Annotated in this window: 20 protein-coding genes and 1 tRNA gene; 6 read left to right on the forward strand and 15 right to left on the reverse strand. The window is 71.3% G+C overall.

Going from position 1 to position 24,054, the window contains the following annotated elements; all coding sequences use genetic code 11:
• Positions 1-31 precede the first annotated feature (31 nt).
• Positions 32-1,201, reverse strand: a complete 1,170-nt coding sequence (locus tag AB0877_RS00125) for a hemolysin family protein (RefSeq protein ID WP_366605239.1) — start codon at positions 1,199-1,201, stop codon at positions 32-34.
• A 195-nt stretch (positions 1,202-1,396) separates the two neighbouring features.
• Here AB0877_RS00125 and galE point away from each other — a divergent pair, with 195 nt between their 5' ends.
• Positions 1,397-2,380, forward strand: coding sequence for a UDP-glucose 4-epimerase GalE (gene galE, locus AB0877_RS00130; protein ID WP_366605241.1), 984 nt, complete (start codon positions 1,397-1,399; stop codon positions 2,378-2,380).
• A complete protein-coding gene (gene galK / locus AB0877_RS00135; protein ID WP_366605242.1) occupies positions 2,377-3,546 on the forward strand; it encodes a galactokinase in 1,170 nt (389 codons plus the stop codon). Before galE ends, galK begins: the two co-directional genes overlap by 4 nt.
• A 125-nt stretch (positions 3,547-3,671) precedes the next feature.
• Here galK and AB0877_RS00140 read toward each other — a convergent pair whose 3' ends face one another.
• The 8 genes from AB0877_RS00140 to AB0877_RS00175 all read right to left on the reverse strand — a co-directional run bounded on the left by AB0877_RS00140 (position 3,672) and on the right by AB0877_RS00175 (position 11,415).
• Positions 3,672-4,925: a GTP-binding protein gene (locus AB0877_RS00140; protein ID WP_366606138.1), complete on the reverse strand. Its 1,254-nt coding sequence runs from the start codon at positions 4,923-4,925 to the stop codon at positions 3,672-3,674.
• Between the two features lie 74 nt (positions 4,926-4,999).
• A complete protein-coding gene (cysD, locus tag AB0877_RS00145) occupies positions 5,000-5,911 on the reverse strand; it encodes a sulfate adenylyltransferase subunit CysD (RefSeq protein WP_124862940.1) in 912 nt (303 codons plus the stop codon).
• A gap of 75 nt (positions 5,912-5,986) precedes the next feature.
• Positions 5,987-6,817 (reverse strand): 3'(2'),5'-bisphosphate nucleotidase CysQ, encoded by an 831-nt coding sequence (locus AB0877_RS00150; protein WP_366605244.1) that lies wholly within the window; start codon positions 6,815-6,817, stop codon positions 5,987-5,989.
• A gap of 132 nt (positions 6,818-6,949) precedes the next feature.
• On the reverse strand, positions 6,950-7,540 hold the full coding sequence (gene pth / locus AB0877_RS00155; protein ID WP_366605246.1) for an aminoacyl-tRNA hydrolase: 591 nt from the start codon (positions 7,538-7,540) through the stop codon (positions 6,950-6,952).
• Between the two features lie 94 nt (positions 7,541-7,634).
• Entirely contained in the window at positions 7,635-8,330 is a 696-nt protein-coding gene (locus AB0877_RS00160) for a 50S ribosomal protein L25/general stress protein Ctc (protein ID WP_366605248.1), read from the reverse strand.
• Between the two features lie 331 nt (positions 8,331-8,661).
• The gene (locus tag AB0877_RS00165) at positions 8,662-9,642 is read right to left on the reverse strand and encodes a ribose-phosphate diphosphokinase (protein ID WP_366605249.1); all 981 of its coding nucleotides are present in this window, start codon (positions 9,640-9,642) and stop codon (positions 8,662-8,664) included.
• 58 nt (positions 9,643-9,700) lie between these two features.
• A complete protein-coding gene (glmU, locus tag AB0877_RS00170; protein WP_366605251.1) occupies positions 9,701-11,233 on the reverse strand; it encodes a bifunctional UDP-N-acetylglucosamine diphosphorylase/glucosamine-1-phosphate N-acetyltransferase GlmU in 1,533 nt (510 codons plus the stop codon).
• Between the two features lie 110 nt (positions 11,234-11,343).
• Positions 11,344-11,415: transfer RNA gene (locus AB0877_RS00175), tRNA-Gln, on the reverse strand.
• A 315-nt stretch (positions 11,416-11,730) separates the two neighbouring features.
• Here AB0877_RS00175 and AB0877_RS00180 point away from each other — a divergent pair.
• Positions 11,731-12,696, forward strand: a complete 966-nt coding sequence (locus tag AB0877_RS00180; RefSeq protein WP_366605253.1) for an acyl-CoA desaturase — start codon at positions 11,731-11,733, stop codon at positions 12,694-12,696.
• Between the two features lie 224 nt (positions 12,697-12,920).
• Positions 12,921-13,619 (forward strand): TetR/AcrR family transcriptional regulator, encoded by a 699-nt coding sequence (locus tag AB0877_RS00185; protein WP_366605255.1) that lies wholly within the window; start codon positions 12,921-12,923, stop codon positions 13,617-13,619.
• A gap of 6 nt (positions 13,620-13,625) precedes the next feature.
• Here the strand turns inward: AB0877_RS00185 and AB0877_RS00190 are convergent, their stop codons facing one another.
• From AB0877_RS00190 to AB0877_RS00215, 6 genes are all read right to left on the reverse strand, one after another.
• Positions 13,626-14,102, reverse strand: coding sequence for a DUF4383 domain-containing protein (locus AB0877_RS00190; protein ID WP_366605256.1), 477 nt, complete (start codon positions 14,100-14,102; stop codon positions 13,626-13,628).
• A gap of 201 nt (positions 14,103-14,303) precedes the next feature.
• Positions 14,304-14,759, reverse strand: a complete 456-nt coding sequence (locus AB0877_RS00195) for a DUF4383 domain-containing protein (protein WP_366605258.1) — start codon at positions 14,757-14,759, stop codon at positions 14,304-14,306.
• Positions 14,760-14,859: 100 nt separating this feature from the next.
• Positions 14,860-16,665, reverse strand: coding sequence for an ABC-F family ATP-binding cassette domain-containing protein (locus tag AB0877_RS00200; protein ID WP_366605260.1), 1,806 nt, complete (start codon positions 16,663-16,665; stop codon positions 14,860-14,862).
• Positions 16,666-16,785: 120 nt separating this feature from the next.
• Positions 16,786-17,733 carry a 4-(cytidine 5'-diphospho)-2-C-methyl-D-erythritol kinase gene (locus tag AB0877_RS00205; RefSeq protein ID WP_366605262.1) on the reverse strand — a complete coding sequence of 316 codons (948 nt, stop codon included), beginning with the start codon at positions 17,731-17,733 and terminating at the stop codon, positions 16,786-16,788.
• A gap of 86 nt (positions 17,734-17,819) precedes the next feature.
• On the reverse strand, positions 17,820-18,689 hold the full coding sequence (gene rsmA, locus AB0877_RS00210) for a 16S rRNA (adenine(1518)-N(6)/adenine(1519)-N(6))-dimethyltransferase RsmA (protein ID WP_366605263.1): 870 nt from the start codon (positions 18,687-18,689) through the stop codon (positions 17,820-17,822).
• Positions 18,683-19,582 (reverse strand): TatD family hydrolase, encoded by a 900-nt coding sequence (locus AB0877_RS00215; RefSeq protein WP_366605265.1) that lies wholly within the window; start codon positions 19,580-19,582, stop codon positions 18,683-18,685. The genes rsmA and AB0877_RS00215 overlap by 7 nt, the downstream gene beginning before the upstream one ends.
• 129 nt (positions 19,583-19,711) lie before the next feature.
• Here AB0877_RS00215 and AB0877_RS00220 point away from each other — a divergent pair, with 129 nt between their 5' ends.
• Both AB0877_RS00220 and AB0877_RS00225 read left to right on the forward strand, forming a co-directional pair.
• Positions 19,712-20,959, forward strand: a complete 1,248-nt coding sequence (locus AB0877_RS00220) for a hypothetical protein (protein ID WP_366605267.1) — start codon at positions 19,712-19,714, stop codon at positions 20,957-20,959.
• A 129-nt stretch (positions 20,960-21,088) separates the two neighbouring features.
• The gene (locus AB0877_RS00225; protein WP_366605269.1) at positions 21,089-23,992 is read left to right on the forward strand and encodes a hypothetical protein; all 2,904 of its coding nucleotides are present in this window, start codon (positions 21,089-21,091) and stop codon (positions 23,990-23,992) included.
• The last annotated feature ends 62 nt before the right edge of the window (positions 23,993-24,054 follow it).

The following is a 24,054-nucleotide window of genomic DNA, read 5'->3' on the forward strand; positions in this document are numbered from 1 at the left end:
CGATAATTCTGTCAGCAAGCAACCCGGTCCGTCATGACGGGCCGGCGGGTCGGCTCCGGCCCGCCGGTGCCGGGGCGCTGACCTCGCGTGGTTCGCCAGCGCCGACCCGGCGCGTCGGCCCGACCGATACCCGGCGGTGCTGCCCCGTCACCGCCTCCCGGGTCGGCTCGGGGCCGCCCGCCGAGGGCGACGTGACGTCGTACTCGCGGCGCTTGCCGGGGCTCTGCTCTCGGCGCTGATCGGTGGTGCGGGCGGCGGAGACGGCGAGTCGGGCCACCCGGCGGCCGTCCAACGTGAGCACCCGCAGCAGCCAGCCGGCCGGCAGCTCGGCCGGATCGGGTGCGCCGACCTCGGCGGGCGCAGCCGGCACCGGCACCTCGTCGCCGGTCACCGGGAGCCGGCCCAGCGCGGCCATGACGAACCCGCCCACCGTCTCGTACGGTCCGGCGGGCAGGGCCACCCCGGTCCGCTCGGCGAAGTCAGCGAGGTTGAGGCGACCGTCCACCACGGCCGGCAGGCCGGCACGCTCCGGGTCCGGGGTGGCGTCGTACTCGTCGTGGATCTCGCCGATCAACTCCTCGATGAGGTCCTCCAGGGTGACGATCCCGGCCGTGCCGCCGTACTCGTCGACCACCACCGCGAGGTGCTTGCCCTCCCGGCGCATCTCGGTCAGCGCGGCGAGCACCCGTTTGCTGCTCGGCAGCCGCTTCACCTCCCGGGCCAACTCGCCGACGGTGACGCACGGGTCGGCGTCCGGGCGCAGCAGTACGTCACGAAGGTGCACGAAGCCGACCACGTCGTCGTGCGTGCCGTCGGTGACCGGGTAACGGGTGTGCGTCTCGGCGCGGACCAGTCGGGCGGCTTCGACGATGGTCATCCGTGCCGGGAGGAAGACCACCTCGGTGCGCGGCATCATCACCTCGCGGATCAGACTGGCACCGGCCACCAGGACCTCGTCGATGATCCGCCGCTCGTCCGGGTCGAGCACGGTGTTCGCCGCGACAAGGTCCCGCAGGTCGGCCTCGGAGATGTGCTCCCGGCCGGCCGTCGGACCGGTCCCGAGTAGATCGGTGACGAGCCGGGTGGCACCGTCCGCAGCGCGAACCAGCACCCGGGCGACGGCCCGGGCGAGCGGGCCAGGGTCGCGGCGGGGGTGTGCCCGCGCGTGTCGCCGGAGCCCGGTACGGGCCGCTTCCCGCATGACAGAGATGGTAGACACCGTGGGCCCACCGCACCGGCGATCACGCGGAGCGGCGGAGAGATGTTCGGCTCTGTTTAATCATGAAAGGTTATGATGGAATGGGGTTGGCGGTGGCGACGGCGAGAGTGCCGGCCACCGCCCTAGTGTGATCACCGGAAGGCCACGTCCCGGGCGGGCCAGGCAGGAGGCAACGACGTGAAACTGCTCGTCACCGGGGGCGCCGGCTTCATCGGGAGCGTGGTGACCCGGATGCTGCTCGACGCGGGTCACCAGGTGGTCATCCTGGACGACCTGCGCACCGGCCACCGCGAGGCCCTCGCCCCGGACGCCACCCACGTGGAGGCGTCCATCCACGACGCCGCCCAGGTCATCACCGCGGACGCCGGTTTCGACGGGGTGCTGCACTTCGCCGCCCTGATCGCCGCCGGCGAGTCGATGGTCAAGCCGGAGCTGTACTGGCAGAACAACACCATCGGCACACTCGCCCTGATCGACGCGGTCCGGGCCGCCGGGGTGCCTCGGATGGTCTTCTCCTCCACCGCCGCCGTCTACGGCAACCCCACCGAACTGCCCATCACCGAGAACGCGGTCAAGGCACCCACCAACACGTACGGCGCCACCAAACTCGCCGTCGACATGGCACTCACCTCCGAGGCGGTCGCGCACGGGCTGGCCGCCGTGTCGCTGCGCTACTTCAACGTGGCCGGCGCCCACCTCGACGGCGACATCACCCTCGGCGAGCGGCACGACCCGGAGACGCACCTGATCCCGATCGCACTGGACGTCGCCGCCGGCCGGCGGGAGAAGCTCCAGCTCTTCGGGGACGACTACCCCACAGTGGACGGCACCTGCGTCCGCGACTACATCCACGTCGCCGACCTGGCCCGCGCGCATCTGCTGGCGCTGGACGCGGCCACCGGCGGTCAGCACCGGATCTACAACCTGGGCAACGGCAACGGCTTCACCAACCGCCAGGTCGTCGACGTGGTCCGCGAGGTCACCGGGCACCAACTGCCCGTCGAGGTCGCGCCGCGCCGCGAGGGCGACCCGGCCGAGTTGGTCGCATCCTCCGCACTGGCCCGCGACGAGCTGGGCTGGGTGCCGCAGAAGCCGACCCTGCACGACATGGTCGGGGATGCCTGGGCGTTCTACCGCACGCACATCCTGGGCCAGTCATGACCCGCCCGAGCAGTGATGTCGCCGAGCGGGCCGCGGCCGGCTTCTCCGCGCAGTTCGGTGCCGAGGCCACCGGACGCTGGGCCGCCCCGGGGCGGGTCAACCTGATCGGTGAGCACACCGACTACAACGAAGGCTTCGTGCTGCCCTTCGCCCTGCCGATGCGCACCGTCGTCGCCGCCGACCGGCAGGACGGCGAGCACTGGACGGTCTGGTCCGAACTCTCCGGCGAGTCGATCACCTTCGGCGCGGACGACGTCGCCGAGCCGGGTCGCGTCGCCGGCTGGGGCGCGTACGTCGCGGGTGTGGTCTGGGCGCTTCGCGAGGCCGGTCACCCGGTGCCCGGCGCCCGGCTGGCGATCGCCTCCGACGTGCCGCTGGGCGCCGGGCTCTCCTCCTCGGCCGCGCTGGAGTCGGCAGTGCTGGCCGCCCTGCTCGACCTCGGCGAGCTGGAGCTCGCCCCGGAACTGCAACCCCGGCTGGCGCAGCGGGCGGAGAACGTCTACGTGGGTGCGCCGACCGGCATCATGGACCAGTCCGCGGCGATCCGTTGCCGCGCCGGGCACGCCCTCTTCCTCGACTGTCGGGACGAGTCGGTCGAGCACATCCCGTTCGACCTCGACGCCGACGGGCTGGCTGTGCTGGTCATCGACAGCCGCGCCCCGCACCGCCACGCCGACGGGGAGTACGCGGCCCGCCGTCGCTCCTGCGAGGCCGGGGCCAACGCGCTCGGCGTCACCGCGCTGCGGGACGTGAGCATCGACCAGCTCGACGCCGCGCTGGCCCGGCTGGACGACGAGGAGACCCGGCGACGGGTCCGGCACGTGGTGACCGAGGACCAGCGCGTACTGGACACGGTGGCGTTGCTCCGCGCCGCCCGGGTCCGCGACATCGGCCCGCTGCTGACCGCCTCCCACGTCTCGATGCGCGACGACTTCGAGATCACCGTGCCGGAGATCGACACCGCGGTCGAGGCAGCGTTGGCCGCCGGCGCGCTGGGTGCCCGGATGACCGGCGGCGGCTTCGGCGGCTGCGTGCTGGCCCTCATCGAGGTCGACAGTGCCGACGCGGTGACCGCTGCCGTGTCCGACGCGTACGCCCAACGGGGCTTCACCGCCCCCGACACCGTGACGGTCCTCCCCTCCCCCGGCGCCACCCGCCTGCCCTAACCCCCCACACCCACTCCAGGCCGGCGGTGATCAAGAGCTTTGCGTCAGTTCGAGGCCGAATCCTGACGCAAAGCTCTTGATCACCCGCCGCAGGCGGGGGTGGGGGTGGGGGGTGCGGGGTGGGGTTAGCTGGCTTCGACGATCATGGCGGCGCCCACCGTGCGGTTGGTCGCCTCGTCGATGATGACGAAGCCGCCGGTGGTGCGGTTACGGCGGTACTCGTCGGCCAGCAGCGGCACCGTCGTACGCAGTCGCACCCGGCCGATCTCGTTGAGCCGCAGCTCGTCGGCGGACTCGTCGCGGTGCAGGGAGTTGATGTCCAGCCGGTAGTGCAGCCCGCGCACGATCGCCCGTGCCGACCGGGTGGTGTGCTTGATCGCGTACCGGCCGCCGACCCGTAGCGGGGCCGTCTCGTCCATCCAGCAGACCATCGCCTCGATGTCCTGGGCCACCGCCGGCGCGTTGTTCGGCCGGCAGATCAGGTCACCCCGCGAAATGTCGATCTCGTCGGCCAGTCGTACCGTCACCGACATCGGCGGGAACGCCTCCGCGACCGGCCCGTCGGCGGTCTCCACGGCGGCGATCCGGCTGGTGAAGCCGGAGGGCAGCACCATCACCTCGTCGCCCGGCTTCAGCACGCCGGAGGCGACCTGGCCGGCGTAGCCGCGGTAGTCGGTGACAGTGGTCGACTGCGGGCGGATCACGTACTGCACCGGGAACCGGACGTCGACCAGGTTGCGGTCGCTGGCGATGTGCACCCGCTCCAGGTGGTGCAGCAGCGACGGGCCCTCGTACCAGGGCATGTTGTCCGACCGGCTGACGATGTTGTCGCCGCGCAACGCGGAGACCGGCACCACTGTCAGGTCCGGTACGTCGAGCTTCGCCGCGAATGCGGTGAACTCGTCGGCGATCCGCTCGTAGACCTCCTGCGACCAGTCGACGAGGTCCATCTTGTTGACACAGAGGACCAGGTGCGGCACCCGCAGCAGGGAGCAGAGGAACGCGTGCCGGCGGGACTGCTCGACGAGGCCCTTACGCGCGTCCACCAGGATCAACGCCAGGTCCGCCGTCGACGCGCCGGTGACCATGTTCCGGGTGTACTGGATGTGGCCCGGGGTGTCGGCGATGATGAACTTGCGCCGGGGGGTGGCGAAGTACCGGTACGCCACGTCGATGGTGATGCCCTGCTCCCGCTCGGCACGCAGACCGTCGGTGAGCAACGCCAGGTTGGTGTATTCGTCGCCGCGGGCCGCGCTGACCGCCTCCACGGCCGCCAGCTGGTCGGTGAAGAGCGACTTGGTGTCGTAGAGCAGCCGCCCGATCAGGGTCGACTTCCCGTCGTCCACGCTGCCGGCGGTGGCGAACCGCAGCAGGTCCATCGGCCGGGCCTCCGACCCGGCGCCGGCGACAGCCCGCGCGTCCGCGCTCGCGGCGGCCACGATCTCGGTACTCATCAGAAGTAGCCCTCCCGCTTGCGGTCCTCCATGGCGGCCTCGCTGACCCGGTCGTCACCACGGGTGGCGCCGCGCTCGGTGATCCGGGTGGCCGCCACCTCCTCGATGACCTTCTCCACGGTGTCCGCGTCGGAGCGGACCGCGGCGGTGCAGGAGGCGTCGCCGACGGTGCGGTAGCGCACCTGCGCCTTGAACCGCTCCTCACCCGCGCGGGGGCGGAAGAACTCGTTGACGGCGTAGAACATGCCGTCCCGCTCGATCACCTCGCGCTCGTGCGCGTAGTAGATCGACGGCAGCGGGATGCGTTCCCGGGCGATGTAGTGCCACACGTCCAGCTCGGTCCAGTTGGACAGCGGGAAGACCCGGATCGACTCGCCCGGATGGTGCCGGCCGTTGTACAGCGACCACAGCTCCGGCCGCTGGTTCTTCGGATCCCACTGACCGAACTCGTCGCGGAAGCTGAACACCCGCTCCTTGGCCCGGGCCTTCTCCTCGTCGCGGCGGGCGCCACCGAACAGCGCGTCGAAGCGGTGCTTCTCGACGGCGTCCAGCAGCACCGGTGTCTGGATCCGGTTGCGCATGCCGTCACCGGACTCCCGGACCATGCCGCTGGCCAGGGCCTCCGGCACGCTCGCCACCACGAGTTGCAACCCCAGCTCGGCGACCCGTTGGTCGCGGTATTCCAGGACCTCGGGGAAGTTGTGCCCGGTGTCGACGTGCATCACCGGGAAGGGGATGTTGGCGGGGGCGAACGCCTTCTGCGCGAGCCGCAGCATGACGATCGAGTCCTTGCCACCGGAGAAGAGCATCACCGGGCGTTCCATCTCGGCGACCACCTCGCGCATCACGAAGATGCTCTCCGCTTCCAGGGCGTCCAGGTGGGAGACCTGGTACGCCGCGGGGGTGGTCATGACAGCGGCTCGATTCGCTCGCTCATCCGATTTCCAGACCTTTCCGGTCGGACATGTCAAGAAAGTGCGCTCAGGCTACCCGGAATGTTTCTGCAGCGCTGCAAGCAACCGGGTGGCGAGATCCTTGCGGCAGACCAGGAGGTCGGGCAGCCGCGGATCCGCCTCGTTGTATTTCAGCGCAGAACCGTCGATCCGGGAAGCGTGCAGTCCGGTGGCCGTCGCCACAGCGATCGGGGCCGCCGAGTCCCACTCGTACTGCCCACCTGCATGGATGTACGCGTCCACCTCCCCGGTGACCACTGCGGCGATTTTCGCGCCGGCCGAACCCATCGGCACCAGGTGCGCCCCGACGTCCTCGGCCAGATCGGTCAGGAAGACCGGCGGCCGGCTCCGGCTCGCGGCCAGGCGGATCTTCCGCTCGCCGGCCGTCGCCGCCTCCACGGTCATCGGCGGGTACGCCGGTGGGTAGTCGGTGCCCAGCACCCGGTGCTGCGCCGGCAACCCCACCGCCCCGGCGACGAGCCCGTGCGGGCTCGGCGCGTTGCGCGCCCAGAGCGCCACGTGCACCGCCCAGTCCGAGCGGCCCTCCTCGGAGAACTCCCGGGTGCCGTCCAACGGGTCGACGATCCACACCCGGTCCGCGTTCAGCCGGGACACCGCTCCGGTGTTGACCTCCGCGGCCCAGGCCAACCGCGACCCCTCGTCCTCCTCGGAGAGCACCGCGTCACCCGGACGCCACTTCGCCAACTCCGTGCGGATCAGGTCGTGCGACACCTTGTCCCCGGCCGACTTGAGCGCACCGGCGTCGGAGAACCCCATCTCCGTACGCAGGTCGAGCAGCGCCTGCCCGGCCCGGGAGGCCAACCATCGGGCGAACGCGCCATCGATCATCGGAGGACTGCTCATCTGTCCGCTCCCGTCGCCTCGCCGCGCTGCCCGCACGGGCCGATCCGCCGCGACTCGCGTCGCCGGTCGCGGCACGCTGAAAGGCGCAGACTACCGGCCCGCCGTTTCCGATTCGGGTACGCCCCGCCCGGCTCAGCCGCCGTGGTAGAGGTTCTGGGTCGGCTCCACGCCCTTGGTGATCACCGACTCCACCATGTCGGCGGCCCGGTCCACCAGGAAATCCAACTCCTTGCGCTCGGCCGCGCCAAAATCCGACAGCACGTAATCCGCCGGATCCTGCCGCCCCGGCGGTCGGCCGACGCCGAACCGCACCCGGGCGTAGTCCTTGGTCCCCAACGACTTCGACATCGAGCGCAGGCCGTTGTGCCCGCCCTCGCCGCCGCCGAACTTGACCCGCACCTGACCGAAGCCGATGTCCAGCTCGTCATGCACCGCGATCACCTGCGCGGCCGGCACCTTGTAGAACTGTGCCAGGGCAGCGACCGGCCCGCCGGACAGGTTCATGTACGTCAGTGGTTTGACCAGCACCAGCTTCGGCCCACCGAACCCCAGCCGCGCCTCGGCGACCTCGGCCACCGCCCGCTTGTGCCGGCCGAAGCGCGCACCCAACCGCCCGGCCAGAAGCTCAGCCACCATGAACCCGACGTTGTGCCGGTTGCCGGCGTACTCCCGGCCCGGGTTGCCCAGGCCGACCACCAGCCACGGCCCCGCCTCGTCTGTCACGACCCGTCCCTTCCGACGCCCACCGCAGCGACTCCCGATATGCCGACAGGCGCCCCCGAACATCCGGGGACGCCTGTCGCACAGTACGAACCGATCAGGCCTCGGTACGCGCCTCGGTCGTCTCGCCACCCTCGGCCGGGGCCTCGTCCGCGCCCTCGGAGCCCTCGGTGGTCTCGCCGACCTCGGCCTCGGCCTCGTCGGTGGCGACCTCGACGTCGGGCAGCGTCGCCTCGAGCTGCTCGGCGGTCGGGGCGGCGGTCACCGACGCGACGGTCAGCTCCGAGTCGGCGGCCAGCTCCACGCCGGCCGGCAGCGTGACATCGCCGGCGGTCACCTGGGTGCCCGCCTCCATGCCCTCGATCGACGCCTCGAGGTGGTCCGGAACCTTGGTGGCGTCCGCGGTCACCGACAGGGTGTCGTGGTCGTGCACGATCAGGGTGTCCCGGGCGGCCTCGCCGGTCAGCTGGACGGGAACCTCGACGGTGACCTTCTCGCCCCGGCGGACCAGGATCAGGTCGACGTGGTCGAAGGTGTCGCGGATCGGGTCACGCTGGATCGCCTTCGGCAGCGCCAGCACCTGGGTGCCGTCGGTGATGTCGATCGCGAAGAGCTGGTTGGCACCGCCCTTGCGGATCGCGGCGGCGAACTCTCGCGACGGCAGCGCGATGTGCTTGGGCTTCTCGCCGTGGCCGTACAGCACGGCGGGCACCTTGCCGGCCCGGCGGGTACGGCGGGCACCACCCTTGCCGAACTCGGTACGGGGCTCGGCGCTGATCTTTACCTCGGACACGGGGAAACTCCTGATGCTTTTCGCTGCGGCGGCTTGTCGTCTAACGGTGCTGGGCGAGGGGCTCGCTGGGGCTCATGCGTCATGAACGACTGCCCGGAGCACCGCGTCGATGACGGTGCCTCCGTGCGGCGCTTTTCAGCGGCCCGCCGGGCACCCTCGCCGTGGCAACCGCACCAGTCTACCCGAGCTGTTTCCAGGGTTTCCGGCAGTCCCCGATCACGGCTCGGGGCCGGCGCGTCGGTGGCGCTCCCACCAGCGTGCCGGCCCCGTTTCCACCAGTTTGCCGGCCCCGCCCCCACCGGCGCGCCGAGTGGGGAAACGGGGCTCAGGCTCAGCTCAGGCCACCGAAGAGGGTGGTCACCGAGCCGTCGTCGAAGACCTCGCGGATCGCCCGCGCCAGCAGCGGCGCGATCGACAGCACGGTGAGCTTGTCCAGTTGCTTCTCCGGCGGGAGCGGCAGGGTGTTCGTCACCACGATCTCGCTGATCGAGCCGTTCTTCAGCCGCTCGGTGGCCGGGTCGGACAGCAGCGCGTGGGTGGACGCGACAACGATCTCCGCCGCGCCCGACTCCTTGAGGATGTCAGCGGCCTTGGCGATGGTGCCACCGGTGTCGATCATGTCGTCGACGATCAGGCAGACCCGGCCCTCCACCTCGCCGACGACCCGGTTCGCCACGACCTGGTTCGGCTTCATCGGGTCACGGGTCTTGTGGATGAACGCCAGCGGGCACCCGCCCAACCGGTCGGTCCACCGCTCGGCCACCCGCACCCGGCCCGAATCCGGTGCCACCACTGTCATCGGCCGGCCGGCGTACTTGTGCTCCACGTACTCGGCGAGGATGTCCATCGCGAAGAGGTGGTCCACCGGGCCGTCGAAGAAGCCCTGGATCTGCGCGGTGTGCAGGTCGACGGTGAGGATGCGGTTCGCGCCCGCGGTCTTCAGCAGGTCCGCCACCAGGCGGGCCGAGATCGGCTCCCGACCGCGGTGCTTCTTGTCCTGGCGGGCGTACGGGTAGAACGGCAGCACCACGGTGATCCGCTTGGCCGACCCCCGCTTCAGCGCGTCCACCATGATCAGGGTCTCCATGACCCAGGTGTTCACCCCGTGCGTGACGGACTGCACCACGAAGGCGTCCGAACCACGTACCGAGTCCTTGAACCGTACGAAGATCTCGCCGTTGGCGAACTCGTACGCGTCGGCCGGCGTCGGCGCGACGCCGAGCACCTCGCCGATCTCCTTGGCCAACTCCGGAAAGCCACGTCCGGAAAAGAGCATCAGGCTTTTGCGGTTTTCGGCGACGATGCTGCCCATGGGCCCGTCTGCTCCCGTTATGTCGGCGGTACCCGACCCGGTGGTGGTGGGTCGGGGACTATTCGGTTGCAGTATCTCCCGTGCCGGATGCGCCGCCCACCGTCTCGGTCGCCCCGTGGATTGCCTCACTGTGGCTTGCGGCACCAGACGTACCGGCCACACCCTTCGCGTCGCGGGCCCGCTGCGCCGCCTCCGCCGCGGCAGTGCCGGCGCGTCGCTTGACGACCCAGCCCTCGATGTTGCGCTGGCGCGCCCGGGCGACACCCATCGCCCCGGCCGGCACGTCGTCGACGATCACCGAACCAGCCGCCGTGTACGCCCCGTCGCCCACCTCGACCGGTGCCACGAACATGTTGTCCGCACCGGTCCGCGCGTGGCTGCCGATCACCGTGCGGTGCTTGTTGACGCCGTCGTAGTTCACGAAGACGGACGCGGCCCCGATGTTGGTCTGCTCGCCGATCGTCGCGTCGCCGACGTACGTCAGGTGCGGGACCTTCGCGCCGGCGCCGATCTGCGAGTTCTTCACCTCGACGAACGTGCCGATCTTCGCCTTCTCGGCCAACTGGGCGGCCGGCCGCAGGTACGCGTACGGCCCGACGGTCGCGCCCGCGCCCACCTCGGCGCCGACGGCGTGGCTGCGGATCACCGACGCGGCGGGGCCGACGATCGTGTCGATCAGGGTGACGTCCGGCCCGATCAGCGCGCCCGCGCCGATGACCGTCCCGCCGCGCAACTGGGTGTTCTGGTCGACGACCGCGTCCCGGTCCAGCGCGACCGTCACGTCGATCCAGGTGGTGGCGGGGTCGAGCAGGCTCACGCCGGTGCGCATCCACGCCTCGTTGATCCGGTCGCGCAGCAGCCGACGCAGCGTGGCCAGTTCCACCCGGTCGTTGCAGCCCAACGTCTCGACGTGGTCCACGGCGACGTGCACCGCCACCGGCTCGCCGGCGGAACGAAGCAGACCGAAGACGTCGGTCAGGTACTCCTCGCCCTGGTCGTTGTCGGTGGAGAGCTTGCCCAGCGCCTCGCGCAGCCGCACCGCGTCGAACGCGTAGATGCCGGCGTTGATCTCCCGGATCGCGCGCTGCGTCGGGTCGGCGTCGCGCTCCTCGACGATCTGCTCCAGGCGCCCGTCGGCGTCCCGGACGATCCGCCCGAGGCCGGTCGGGTCGGGCACCTCGGCGGCCAGCACCGTGGCCGCCGCGGCGGCCTCCTCGTGCGCGGTCACCAGCGCGCCCACCGTCTCCGGGCGCAGCAGGGGCACGTCACCGTTGATCACCACCACGGTGCCGGGCCCTTCCGGTACGGCCTCCAGCGCGATCCGTACGGCATGTCCGGTGCCGAGCTGCTCGGCCTGGAGCACCGGGGTGGCGTCCGGGGCGATCTCGGACAGGTGCGCCCGCACCTGGTCGGCGCCGTGCCCCACCACGACGACGGTGCGGTCCGCGCCCAACGGGGTGGCGGCGCTCAGCACGTGACCGACAAGCGTCCGGCCGAGCAGCGGGTGCAGCACCTTGGGCAGTGTCGACTTCATCCGCTTGCCCTCACCGGCGGCAAGCACGACGACGGTACGGAGGTGGGGCTGGGGCACGACGTGGCTCCCGTCGGGACGGCGGACACTCTCGCGGCCATGCTAGCCGCGAGGCCCGGCACGTTCCCCTCTTACCCCCACCGGGCCCTAAAACGGACGCAGGTGGGCAGCTCGGCCGCCAGGGTTCGAACCTGAAATACGGGTACCAAAGACCCGGGTGTTGCCAATTACACCACGGCCGATCTGCGACGCGAGCACGTCGCACGAGGGATGGACACCCCGCCGCTACACCTTAGCGCCCCGGCCGTCGGACGCCAGCGCTCATCCCACCGCACGGCGAGCGGTCGATGCCGTGAACCGTCCCAGGGGTGCTCGGTCCGCACCTTGGCCACCCCCCTCGCCGGATCGACCGGGTTGCCGCCACAGAACCGTTTGACCTGCGGCTACGAGCGGCTACGCGAAGGCGATTCCAAACTTCCCCGTGCGATCTACTGTCCCGTAAGTTACGGTGACGTAGGCGTAACTTAGTGATCGTCTCCATCCCCCTGCGAGGTCCCGTGTCCACTGCTGTTCTCGATCCCAACACCGCCGCCCCCGGCCCGAAACCGCTCACCGACGGCAGCCAGTCCCCCGGCATCCTGGCCGCCCTCTGGGCGTTCGTGGTGATCCCCTTCGTCGCTCTGCTGGTCGCCGTTCCGGTGGCGTGGGGCGGCTGGCTCGGCTGGACCGACGTGATCATCGGACTCGTCTGGTACGTCGTCTCCGGGCTCGGCATCACCGTCGGCTTCCACCGCTACTTCACGCACGGCTCGTTCAAGGCCAAGCGGTGGCTGCGGGTGACTCTGGCGGTCGCGGGTTCACTGGCGGTACAGGGCGAGATCATTCAGTGGGTCGCCGACCACCGTCGCCACCACGCGTTCTCCGACCTGGAGGGTGACCCGCACTCGCCGTGGCGCTTCGGCACCAGCTTCTGGGCGTTGACCCGGGGCCTGTTCCACGCACACGTGGGCTGGCTCTTCCGCCGGGAGCTGTCCAACCGGGGGCGTTTCGCACCGGACCTCGTCGCCGACCGGGACATCAGCCGGGTCGACCGGCTCTTCCCCGCGCTGGTGGCCATCTCGCTGCTCGGCCCGGCGCTGATCGGCGGTCTGGTGACCTGGTCCTGGCAGGGCGCGCTGACCGCGTTCTTCTGGGCCGGGCTGGTCCGGATCGGCCTCCTGCACCACGTCACGTGGGCGATCAACTCGGTGTGCCACGTCTACGGCGAGCGTCCGTTCGCGATGCGCCAGGGTGACCGCGCGTCGAACTTCTGGCCGCTGGCGATCCTGTCGTTCGGCGAGAGCTGGCACAACCTGCACCACGCCGACCCGACCAGCGCCCGGCACGGTGTGTTGCGCGGTCAGGTGGACATCTCCGCCCGGGTGATCTGGTTGTTCGAGAAGACCGGCGCGGCGACGCAGGTGCGCTGGCCAAAGCCCGAGCGCCTGGCCGCCAAGCTGGTGAAGCCGGTCGCACCCCGCTGAAACCGGGCGGTGCACGAGGAGGCCGCCTGGCAGGATGGCCGGGTGACCGAGCCATGCGGGGGGACCAGGCGGCTCGGCGGACGGGGAGCCGAGCCCGATCCGGGTACGGTCGAACGGCGCGTCAGGGCGGTCGAACCGCCCGACAGTTAGGCGACGACGTGAACGGGCACAGCGGAGGAACCATTCCACGGCAGGGCGTCACCGAGCGCCAGCGAGGCGGCGACATGCCTGAGGTCAGCGACGACACGGCGGCAGCTGTCGGCGGCCGACGGGCGACGCCGACGGCGGCACCGAAAGCCAAAGCTCCCTCCCGGGTCCGCATGTCGGCGGCCCAACGCCGGGAGCAGTTGATCGCGACCGGCCGGCAACTCTTCGCGGAACGCGGTTTCGACGCCACCTCCATCGAGGAGGTGGCGGCCCGCGCCAAGGTCTCCAAGCCGGTGGTGTACGAGCACTTCGGTGGCAAGGAAGGGCTCTACGCGGTGGTGGTGGACCGGGAGGTCCGGGCCCTGCTGGACCGGATCACCACGGCGTTGACCGCCGGGCATCCGCGGGAGCTTCTGGAACAGGCGGCACTCGCCCTGCTGACCTACATCGAGGAGGAGACCAGCGGTTTCCGGGTGCTGGTCCGCGAGTCGCCGCTGATGTCCGGCACGGCCAACTTCAGCAGCGTCATGAACGACGTGGCGCACCAGGTCGAGCACATCCTGGGCGCCGAGTACAAGAGCCGAGGGTACGACCCGAAGCTCGCCGAACTGTACTCACAGGCGCTGGTCGGCATGGTGGCGTTGACCGGTCGCTGGTGGTTGGAGGTGCGTAAGCCGCGCAAGGAGACGGTGGCGGCTCACCTCGTCAACCTGGCCTGGAACGGGTTGTCGCACCTGGAGGCCAAGCCGACGCTGATCACCGCGCGGCGTAACTGACCCCGATCAGCGGCGGTGCACGTCGGCCACCGGGTGCTTGCGGTGCTCCAACTCCGCCTCGGCGGATTCCGGTGGGCCGACCTTGTCGTAGAGGCCGGTGCCGAGCAGGATCAGGCCGAACAGCATCGACACGATCACTGTCGACATCGAGAAGTTGAGAATGTTCGCCTCGGTCTGCAGCACCGACATCGTCAGGATGCTGGTCACCAGGAACACCACGCCCGCTGTGAGGTTCATGTAGTGGCCGAGGTTGGTACGCCGCGACGCCCCGATGATCAGGACGACCCCGAAGATCACCGAGGCGAGCGAGAAGGCCAGGTTGGTCCGGAGCCCGAGCGCCCAGGTGCTGTTGCGGGCGAAGAGCGGATCCCCGATCGTCTCGGCGACACCCCACACGCCGAAGACCAGGATGTAGACGCCGATCAGCCCGGAGAGGACCCGGTAGAGCGGCCGTGCCGGATGGTTGACCGGAAAATGCGGCATACCGAGACCCCCTGATGTGACCGTTTCAGGAGGATTGTCGCCCAGGCCAAACCCAACTGTCCGAAGAACCACAAAGCCGAAAGGGTCCGCCGAAGGCTGGACCAAGGTCAGGTTTTCGCCGGAGCCCGAGCGGCGCAGGGATCAAGCCTGACCGCCCGGAGCAGCTCGGGCTCCGGCGAAAACCCACGGCCGCAACCAGGATCAGAGCACCAGACGAGCCTTCTGAAACGCCTCTGCCTCATCGTCCGTGCCGACCTTGCCGTACATGCCGACCATGAGCAGCACCAGAGCGGCCGTCATCACCACGATCACGGTGGTGATGCTGAAGTTGAAGATGTTGGCGTCGGTCCGGATGAACGCGAGACCGGCCAGGCTGACCACCATGAGGCCGTACGCCAGCCACTGGTTGATCGCCACGTCGATGTTGCGGCCGAGCGCGGTGCCGACCAGCACGACGACCCCGACCAGCACGCTGAACAGCGAGAAGCCGAGGTTGGTGCCCTGACCGAGAACCCGGGTGTCGTCCTGAGCGAGGATCTCGTTGCCGGTGCTGGCGATGAAGCCGAGCACACCGAAGACGACCAGGTACAGACCGGTCAGCCCGCCGATCGCCCGGTAGATCGGCCGCGCGGGGTGGTTGACGGGGGTGTGTGCCATGTCTGTGTCTCCAACGCCGTGGGGTAGGTGTCGCCGACGATTGTCTCGCACGTGGTGGTGTGACGCCGCACACGGGGGCCGGGCCGGCGCGCCCGGCCGGTCAGCTCTCGGGCAGGTCCTCAGCGAGGGTCATCCAGCTCTCCTCGATCCGCTCCCGTTCGGCGCGCAGATCCTTGAGCTGGGTGTCCAACTCGGCGACCCGGGCGTAGTCGGTGGCGTCCGCCGCGAGCTGATCGAGCAGCGTGGTCTCGCGCTGGTCGAGCTTGCTGAGCTGCCGCTCCAGCCGGGTCAGTTCCTTGCGGGCCTGCCGGACCTCGGCGGCGGTCATGCCGCCTGGAGAGGGAGCGCCGGGCGCGGAGGCCGAGGTCGCGCCCGCCCGGGGAGAGCCGGCCCGCTCGGCGGTCCGCGCGAGGTATTCGTCGACACCGCCCGGCAGGTGCACCAGTCGACCGTCGCCGAACATCCCGTACGCCGTGTCGGTGACCCGCTCGATCAGGTAACGGTCGTGGCTGGCCACGATGATCGTGCCGGGCCACGAGTCGAGCAGGTCCTCCAGCGAGGCGAGGGTGTCCGTGTCCAGGTCGTTGGTGGGCTCGTCGAAGAGCAGCACGTTGGGCTCGCCGGCCAGCAGCCGCAGCATCTGCAACCGGCGGCGCTCCCCACCGGAGAGATCACTGACCGGGGTCCAGAGCCGGCGGTCGTCGAAGCCGAACACCTCGGCCAGCTGCGAGGCGGAGACCTCCCGGTCGCCGAGCTGAACCCGGCGGGCGACCTCCTCCACCGCCTCCAGCACCCGCAGGTGTCCGGGCAGCTCGGTGAGTTCCTGGGAGAGGAAGGCCGGCCGCACCGTGGAGCCGGTGCCGAGACGACCGCCATCGGGGCGGGTGACGCCGGCGAGCATCCGCAGCAGCGTGGTCTTGCCGGCGCCGTTGGCACCGAGGATGGCGATCCGGTCGCCGGGGCCGACGAGCCAGGAGGTGTCGCGCAGGATCTCCTTCGGGCCGGCGTGCAGCTCGACGTTCTCCAGCTCGTACACCTGCTTGCCCAGGCGGGAAACCGCCATCCGCTGCAACGACATGGTGTCGCGCGCCGGCGGCACGTCGGCGATCAACGCGTTCGCGGCGTCGATGCGGAACTGCGGCTTGGAGGTCCGGGCGGGCGGGCCGCGGCGCAGCCAGGCGATCTCCTTGCGGAGCAGGTTCTGCCGGCGGGCCTCGGTGGCGGCGGCCACCCGCTCGCGCTCCGCGCGGGCGAGGGTCCAGGCGGCGAAGCCACCCTCGTAGGCGCGGACGGTCTGGTCGGCGACCTCCCAGGTCGTGGTGCAGACCGCGTCCAGGAACCACCGGTCGTGGGTGACCACGACGAGGGCGCCCTTGCGGCCGACCAGGTGCCGGGCCAGCCAGTCGACCCCGCCGACGTCCAGGTGGTTGGTGGGCTCGTCGAGGATGAGCAGGTCGGAGTCGCGCACGAGCAGCGCGGCGAGCGCCACCCGGCGGCGTTCGCCACCGGACATCGGGCCGACCGGCTGGTCGAGGCCGAGGTGTGCCATGCCGAGGCCGTCGAGAATGGCCCGCACCCCGGAGTCGCCGGCCCACTCGTGCTCGGCGCCCATGCCCTCGGCGAGCCAGGCGGTGCCGAGCACCACGTCCCGGACGGTCGCCTCGGGAGCGAGGGTGAGCTGCTGCGGCAGCCAGAGCACCCGCACGTCACGGCGGTGGGTCACCCGACCGTCGTCGGGCTCCTCCTGCTTGGTGAGCAGCCGCAGCAGGGTGGACTTGCCGGCGCCGTTGAGGCCGACCACGCCGATCCGGTCGGCGTCGTCCAGGCCGAGCGAGACGTCCGTGAGCAGCCGCCCGGCGGCGCCGTACCCCTTGGACACCCGGTCCAGATTGACGATGTTCGCCACGTTCCACCCTTCATGATCAAAGCGCCCCGGTGCCGGCGGGCACCTGGACGCCTCTCCCAAGGGTACGCGGAAGCCCCGGACGCCCGCGCCGCGCGCCGGCAGCTCCGGTGGGACGGGTGGTCAGCCGACGCGGGCGCCGGCTACCGGACCGTGGGCCACCCGCGCCTCCCGGCACACACCTGCGGCGGTCAGCTCGGCGGCGATCCGCTCCGCGTCGGCCGCGGTGGCGGCGAGAAACACGCAGGTCGGGCCGGAGCCGGAGACGATGCCGGTGAGCGCGCCGGCCGCCTCGCCGGCCTTCAGGGTGTCGGCCAGCGCCGGGCGCATGGCCAACGCGGCGTCCTGGAGGTCGTTGCCGAGCGTACGGGCGAGCACCCGGGGGTCACGCTGGCGCAGCGCGCCCAGCAGCGCGTCGGTGCTGCCCAGCGGGGCCCCGGCGGCACCGGAGTCGCGGAGCCGATCCAGCTCCCGGTAGGCGGCCGGGGTGGAGAGGCCGGCGTCGGCGATCGCCACCACCCAGTGCCAGGAGGTGGCGCGGGCCAGCACGGGGCTGACCGCCTCGCCCCGGCCGGTGCCCAGCGCGGTGCCACCGTAGATCAGGAACGGCACGTCGGAGCCGAGGTCGGCGGCGATGCCCGCCAGCTCGTCGCGGGACAGCCCGGTGCCCCAGAGCGCGTCGCAGGCCACCAGCGTGGCGGCCGCGTCGGCGCTGCCGCCGGCCAACCCACCGGCGAGCGGGATCTGCTTGCGCAGGTGCAGCCGGGCGTGCGGCAGCACCCCCGCGTACCCGGCGAGAGCGTGCGCGGCGCGGATCACCAGGTTCGTGTCGTCCAGGGCCAGCTCGCCGGTCCCCTCACCCTCCATGGTCAGGGCGAGGGTGTCACCCCGGCGGGCCGTCAGCTCGTCGTAGATCGAGATCGCGTGGTAGACGGTGTTCAGCTCGTGGTAGCCGTCCCGGCGCAGCGGGCCCACCCCCAGGTGCAGGTTGACCTTCGCGGGCACCCGCACCCGCACCGGGCCGATGGCTCCGCGTCGCTCGTCGTCGTCCGGTCGCCAGGCCTCGGTCACGGGGTGATGTCCCGCACGCGCAGGCGGATGTCGAACGGCTTGGCCACGATCAGCTCCTCAGCGTCCTGGGCGGGCACGGCGTCAGCCTACTTCCCGGCCGGCGTACCGGCCGGAGCCGACGCGGCGATGGCGGCGAACTGCTCGACGGTCAGTGACTCCCCACGGGCACCGGGGTCGACGCCGGCGGCGGTGAGCGCCGCGGCGGCCCGGTCCGCACCACCGGCCCAGCCGGCCAACGCGGCGCGCAGTGTCTTACGCCGCTGCGCGAACGCCGCGTCCACCACGGCGAAGACCCGCTCCCGCGGTACGTCGACGCGGGGCGGCTCGTGGCAGGTGAAGGCGACCAGGCCGGAGTCGACGTTGGGCACCGGCCAGAACACGTTCGGCGGCACCTTGCCGGCGCTCCGGGCCTGGGCGTACCAGGCGAGCTTCACCGACGGGATGCCGTACACCTTGGAACCGGGACCGGCGACGAGCCGGTCGGCGACCTCTTTCTGCACCATCACCAGGCCGTGGCGCAGGGTGGGCAGCACGGCGAGCAGGTGCAGCACGACGGGCACGGCGACGTTGTAGGGCAGGTTCGCCACCAGCGCCGTCGGCGCCGGGTCGGCCAGCTCGGTGGCGGCGACACGCAACGCGTCCGCGCGGTGCACGGTGAGCCGGGCGGCATCGTCCCCGGCGTGCCGGGCGACGGTCTCCGGCAGCGCCCCGGCGAGCACCGGGTCGATCTCCACGGCGTGCACGTGCCCGGCGACCGGCAGCAGCCCCAGGGTCAACGAGCCGAGCCCGGGGCCCACCTCCAGGGCCACGTCGTCGGGGGTGAGGCCGGCGGCGGTCACGATCCGGCGCACCGTGTTCGGGTCGTGCACGAAGTTCTGGCCCAGCTTCTTGGTGGGCGCGACGCCCAACCGGGCGGCGAGTTCCCGGATCTCCGCCGGGCCGAGCAGGCTCACCACGGGCCGAAGGCCCGCTCGCCGGTGGCGGAGATGGCCGCGCACAGCTCGTCCAGGTCGCTGCCGGTGGTCGCGGCGAGCGCGCGGACGGTGAGCGGAATGAGGTACGACGCGTTCGGCCGGCCCCGGTACGGCATCGGGGTGAGGTACGGGGCGTCGGTCTCCACCAGCATCTGATCCACCGGGGTGAGCGCGGCGGCCTCGCGTAGCGCCGTCGCGCTGCCGAAGGTGACGGTGCCGGCGAAGCTCAGCAGGTAGCCGCGGCGGACGCACTCGCTGGCGAAGTCGGCGTCGCCGGAGAAGCAGTGCAGCACCACCCGGTCGGGGGCGCCCTCGTCGTCGAGGATGCGCAGCACGTCGGTGTGCGCGTCACGGTCGTGGATGACAAGCGTCTTGTCGTACCGCTTGGCGATGGCGATGTGCGCCCGGAAACTGTGCTCCTGCGCGGCACGCCCCTCGTCGCCGGTCCGGAAGAAGTCCATTCCGGTCTCGCCGATCCCCCGGACCCGGTCGCGGGCGGCGAGTGACTCGATCTCCCGCAACGCCTCGTCGAGGTCGCCGAGCCGGGGTGCCTCGTTGGGGTGCAGCGCCACGGTGGCCAGCACCGCCGGGTACTCGTCGGCGGTGTCCGCGCCCCACCGGGACGAGGCGACGTCCACGCCCACCTGGACCAGCCGGTCCACGCCGACCGTGGTGGCCAACGCGATGGCCACGGCGACCGGGTCGTCGGCCGGCCCGCCGCCGGGCACACCGGCCTCGCTGACCGTGATGTCCAGGTGGGTGTGGCTGTCCAGCACCGCCCGGGGCAACGGCTCGGGGGCGGGCGGAAACTCTCCGGCCCGCCGGGCGGCACGCTCACGGCGGGATTCAGTGGGCTCGCTCATCAGCGACAGCATCACACACCGGGCCTGTCCATCTGCCCGCCACCCGACGTTCACCCCGACTACGCCGCGCGACTCTACGGTCGCTCACGAGCGGACGCGACAGCGTGCGGACCTCATCCCACCGAGCAGCGAGGCGACGGCATGAGCGTCACTCCCCAGGCCGGTGGCAGCGCCGGCGAACGGACCGGACTGAACGTGGCGTTCGGCGGCGGCGTGTACCCGGCGGAGGAGATCGCCCGAGGCGCCGCGTACGAGTTGTTCAGCGCCGACGAGGTGGCCGGCTTCGAGTGGGCGCCCCGCCCGGGAAGCGCCCTGCCGTGGCGCCGGTTCGTGCACGTCACCGAGGTGACCGGTGTGCACGGGGCGACGGAGCCGACCGACGAGCCGGAGACGCCGCTGCTGATGCCCGCTCACCGCGAGCGGGGTTGGGCGTACCTGCACCAGCTCAGCCAACAGCCGGCGGCGGCGGGCGACCCGATGTTGACGGCCGCGCGCGCGTCGGCGGTGGTCCGGCGGGGCACCCGGATGATGAAGGTGCTCTCGGCCCAGCAGGTCGCCGGCTACGTACGGGGCTGGCTGCCGCACGGCTTCTGCTACCGGGAGCACGACGTGGCGCACCTGCGTACGCCGGCGACGACGACGGTGCTGCGGACCGACGGTGACGCCGGCCGGGACGGCTCGGACGTGGCGTACGCCCTGCGCTGGCGCGCGTCCGACCCGGGCGACTACGACGTGCCGGTGGGCCCGGCACACCGCGGCCTGACCGCGCTGGCCGCCCGGGACCGGCTCGGCGCCCCGGTGCTCGGCACCGGCTTCGTGCCCAGCAACGGTCAGCTCATCCCGGAGTTCGTCACCCGGGACTTCGCCGACCTGCCGATGCCGGCGAACGCCGCCCTGATCGCGTACCCGGCGGAGGGGGTGGAGGTGGTGCTCTACACCTACCAGGCCGAGCAGCGCGGGTGGCTGCGGATGGTGGGCCCGCAGTGGCGGCACCTGCTGGCCGCGGCGCCGGGGCTCTCCCCGGACCAGGAGTACGTGCCGAACGCCGACGCCCCCCGCTCCACCCAACTGGTCGGCACGTACGGCGACAGCGAGTACGAGGCGGTCGCCGACCTGCCCGGTGGGTTCCGGGTGCTGGCGATGACCCGGGCGGCCCGCTACCCGGTCGACGCGGTGGCCCGCCGGCTCCGGTTCGCCCAGTGGCGGGGGGTGCCGTGCCTGGTGCTGCGAGAGGAGGCCGGCTGGCTGCGGCTGCGCCTGCGCTACCCGAACCCGGACAGCGTGGTCACGACCGGCGCGCAGTGCCAGGAACGCGGCATCTACGAGGCCTGGGCGCCGGGCGCCGAGGTGACCGACGACCAGGTGATGGACACCCGGTACATCATGTGACGACTCCCCTCCCGGGTTGGGAGAGCGAGCCGTTCGGTCTGGAAACGGGACACCACGACACTTAGATGATCATTAGGGTCGGAGCTTCCGGCGTGCTGCGCGCCGGCGTCTCTCCGGAGGTTTCCCATAGTGTTTCGTCGAAGGCTGTCAGCCGCCGCCGTGGTGGTGGCCGTCGCTGCCGGCGCGCTCGTCGCGCCCAGCCCAGCGCTCGCCTACACCAACACCCAGATCCCGGCGTCGAGCTGGGCCTACACCGATTCCGCCACACCCAGTCGCGCCACCGTCAACGCCCAGACCGACGCGCCCATCGGGCGCTGGCTCGACGCCGAGGGGAAAGCCCACACCTCCCGCTTCTACTTCTCCATCAGCCTGGCCGAGCTGGCCGGTAGGCAGCTGTCCGACGCGGACCTCATCGTGCGGGAGAGGAAGGTCACCGACTGCGGCAAGACGACCTCGGTCGAGTTGTGGCGTACCGCCGGGTTCGCCAACACCAACTCCTGGAAGAAGCCTCCGGCCGAGCAGGAGAAGCTCGGGACGATGAGCGCCGGCGGCGCCGGAGCCGAGTGTCCCGGTCCGCTCGTCCAGGACCTCACCGGCACCGTCCAGGCCGCCCTCGCGCGGGGGGAGACGCGGCTGCACCTGGAGCTTCGGCTGAACGCGGAGGCCGAGCGGGACGAGCGTCAGGGCCGCTGGCTGTACTACCGGCCCACACTCAGCGTGCAGCACAACGGGCTGCCGACCATCGGCGACCTCTCCCTCTACCCGAACAAGGGCTGCGGTGACGCCACCCACCCGGTCACCGTCGGAGGCGGCTGGATCACGTTCTCGGCGAAGGCCACCGACCCGGACCCCAACGACTGGGCCGACGTCTACTTCGCGGCCTGGCCGGTGGACCACCCGGACCAGCGCCGCGAGCGGGGCGGCAGCAGCTACGGCAGCGGCCAGGAGCACCGGACCGAGTGGGAGATGTCGAGCTATCCGCACGGCACCGTCCTGGCCTGGACGGCGCGGGCGACGGACGGGGACGGCGACTCCGGGTGGGCTCCCCTCTGCTACGTGCGGGTGGACGGGCAGGCCCCCGCCGTGGCTCCGCAGGTGAGCTCCGCCGAATACCCCGCCAACGGGGCTCCGGGTTCGGGAGGCGTCGGCGTGCCGGGCACGTTCCGCTTCGACGCGGGCGGCGACACCGACGTGACCCGCTACCGCTACGACGACCCCAACCAGGGGACGACCGTCGTGGTCAACGCACCGGCACCGGGCGCCGCCGCAACCTTCAGCTGGACGCCGCAGCGCAGCGGACCGATGACCATGCGCGTGCGGTCGCTGGACGCCGTGGGCAACGCCTCCCCGCCCCGCGAGTACGAGTTCTGGGTACGGCACACCGAGCCCAGCGTGCAGGTCGATGTGGCCGGCACCCATCTGCCCAGCACGCTCACCATGCGCTCCCCCGTCGCCGAGGTGACCTCCTTCGGCTACCGGATCGACAGCGGCGAGGAGGTGCGGGTGCCGGCGGCGGAGGCTGCGGCGACGGCCACTGTCACCTTCACCGAATCCCGCCTGTACCAGCTCGTGGTCTCGGCCTACATCGGTGACACGCTCTCCGGCTCACGGCACCAGTCGGTGTCCGTCAACGACGCGCCGAAGGTCGAGTCCGCGGACTTCGCCTGGAATCACAACGGCGTCGTCGGCGTGGAGGGAACGTTCACCTTCCGACCCCGCACCACCGACGTGGTGGCATACCGCTACGCGTTCGAATACGACGAGGAAACGCGAATTGCCGCGGCGGCGGACGGGACGGCGTCGTTGGCGTGGATCCCGCAGGCGCCCGACTACTACCAGCTCCACGTCCGTTCCGAGCGCGCCGACGGAACGATCTCGCAGGACACGAGGTACGAGTTCTCGGTGGTCGACAACAAGCCCACCGTCTACTCCTCGGATGTCGACGGGTCGCCGCGTCGGGACGGCCTCGGACTTCCGATGTCGTTCCATCTCAGCACGTCGATGCCCGACGTGGCGGAGTTCGTCTACCAGTTCGACGGCGAGGCCGAGCGGACGGCACCGGCGGAGTACGGGTCGGCCCGCGTGACCTGGACCCCGGATCGGGCCGGTGACCGCGAGGTGACGGTCCGGTCCCGGTACACCTCCGGCGAGCTGTCTCCCCCGGCGGTGTGGCCGTTCGCGGTCTGGACCGGGCCGGTCGTCCGTTCGGCCGCCTATGACTCGGGCAGCTCCGACGGGCGGGTGGGCAAGGAGGCCACGTTCACCTTCCAGCCGGCCCTGCCCGGTGTGGTGCGGTACACCTACCAGCTGAACTGGGGTCAGGAGCGAACCGTCGACGCTGGCGCTGACGGCACGGCCAGCGTGACGTACACCCCGAGCGAATCCGGCTACCAGACGATCGAGGTCACCAGCCACGGCGCGGACGGCACCAGGTCGCAGACCCGGACGTACGAGTTCTCGGTGAAGAGCGACCGGGTGGGCGTGGCCGGTTACTACAGCGACTGGGGCGTCACCGGTGGCATCGGTGTGCCGGGTTCGATGACGTTCTGGACCGACCTGTTCCCGGACGTAGCCGAGTACCGGTACCGACTCAACGACGGCCCCGAGCAGACGGTGGCCGCGGACCCGGACGGCACCGGCACCAGCTTCCTCCTCACCCCGGACCGCAACGGCGCGAGCACCCTGTCGGTCCGTCAGCTGCTGCGTGGCGGGGAGCTGTCCCCGGCGACCGAATACCGCTTCAGGGTTGGCACCGCGCCACTGGTCACCTCGGCGGAGTACCCGGCCGGGCAGTGGAGCGGTGGCGCCGGTCAGGCCGGCAACTTCACCTTCAGCGGAGGCACCACCGGCATCGTCGAGTTCGAGTACCAGGTCGGTGAGGACGACGCCCGGGTCGTCCCGGCCGTCGACGGCGCGGCCACGGTCAGCTGGACTCCGCCCTACTGGACCAGCTACACCATGACGGTGCGGGGCCGACTGGCCAACGGCACGTGGACCGACAGTTCGTCCTACAACATCCTCGTGCAGCCGTAACACGGCCCACCCGTACGAAACCGCGGCCCCGGGGTTGACCCGGGGCCGCGGTCCGTTCGGGG

Origin of the sequence: Micromonospora sp. NPDC047644 (assembly GCF_040704315.1) — a bacterium.
GTDB lineage: Bacteria > Actinomycetota > Actinomycetes > Mycobacteriales > Micromonosporaceae > Micromonospora.

Coding starts and splice junctions, on each gene's coding strand:
- galK (WP_366605242.1), top strand. CDS start 2,377: ATGACCCGCCCGAGCAGTGATGTCGCCGAGCGGGCCGCGGCCGGCTTC.
- cysD (WP_124862940.1), bottom strand. CDS start 5,911: ATGACCACCCCCGCGGCGTACCAGGTCTCCCACCTGGACGCCCTGGAA.
- AB0877_RS00125 (WP_366605239.1), bottom strand. CDS start 1,201: ATGCGGGAAGCGGCCCGTACCGGGCTCCGGCGACACGCGCGGGCACAC.
- AB0877_RS00190 (WP_366605256.1), bottom strand. CDS start 14,102: ATGCCGCATTTTCCGGTCAACCATCCGGCACGGCCGCTCTACCGGGTC.
- AB0877_RS00195 (WP_366605258.1), bottom strand. CDS start 14,759: ATGGCACACACCCCCGTCAACCACCCCGCGCGGCCGATCTACCGGGCG.
- AB0877_RS00185 (WP_366605255.1), top strand. CDS start 12,921: ATGCCTGAGGTCAGCGACGACACGGCGGCAGCTGTCGGCGGCCGACGG.
- AB0877_RS00165 (WP_366605249.1), bottom strand. CDS start 9,642: ATGGGCAGCATCGTCGCCGAAAACCGCAAAAGCCTGATGCTCTTTTCC.
- AB0877_RS00220 (WP_366605267.1), top strand. CDS start 19,712: ATGAGCGTCACTCCCCAGGCCGGTGGCAGCGCCGGCGAACGGACCGGA.
- AB0877_RS00140 (WP_366606138.1), bottom strand. CDS start 4,925: ATGGACCTGCTGCGGTTCGCCACCGCCGGCAGCGTGGACGACGGGAAG.
- AB0877_RS00150 (WP_366605244.1), bottom strand. CDS start 6,817: ATGAGCAGTCCTCCGATGATCGATGGCGCGTTCGCCCGATGGTTGGCC.
- AB0877_RS00215 (WP_366605265.1), bottom strand. CDS start 19,582: ATGCTGTCGCTGATGAGCGAGCCCACTGAATCCCGCCGTGAGCGTGCC.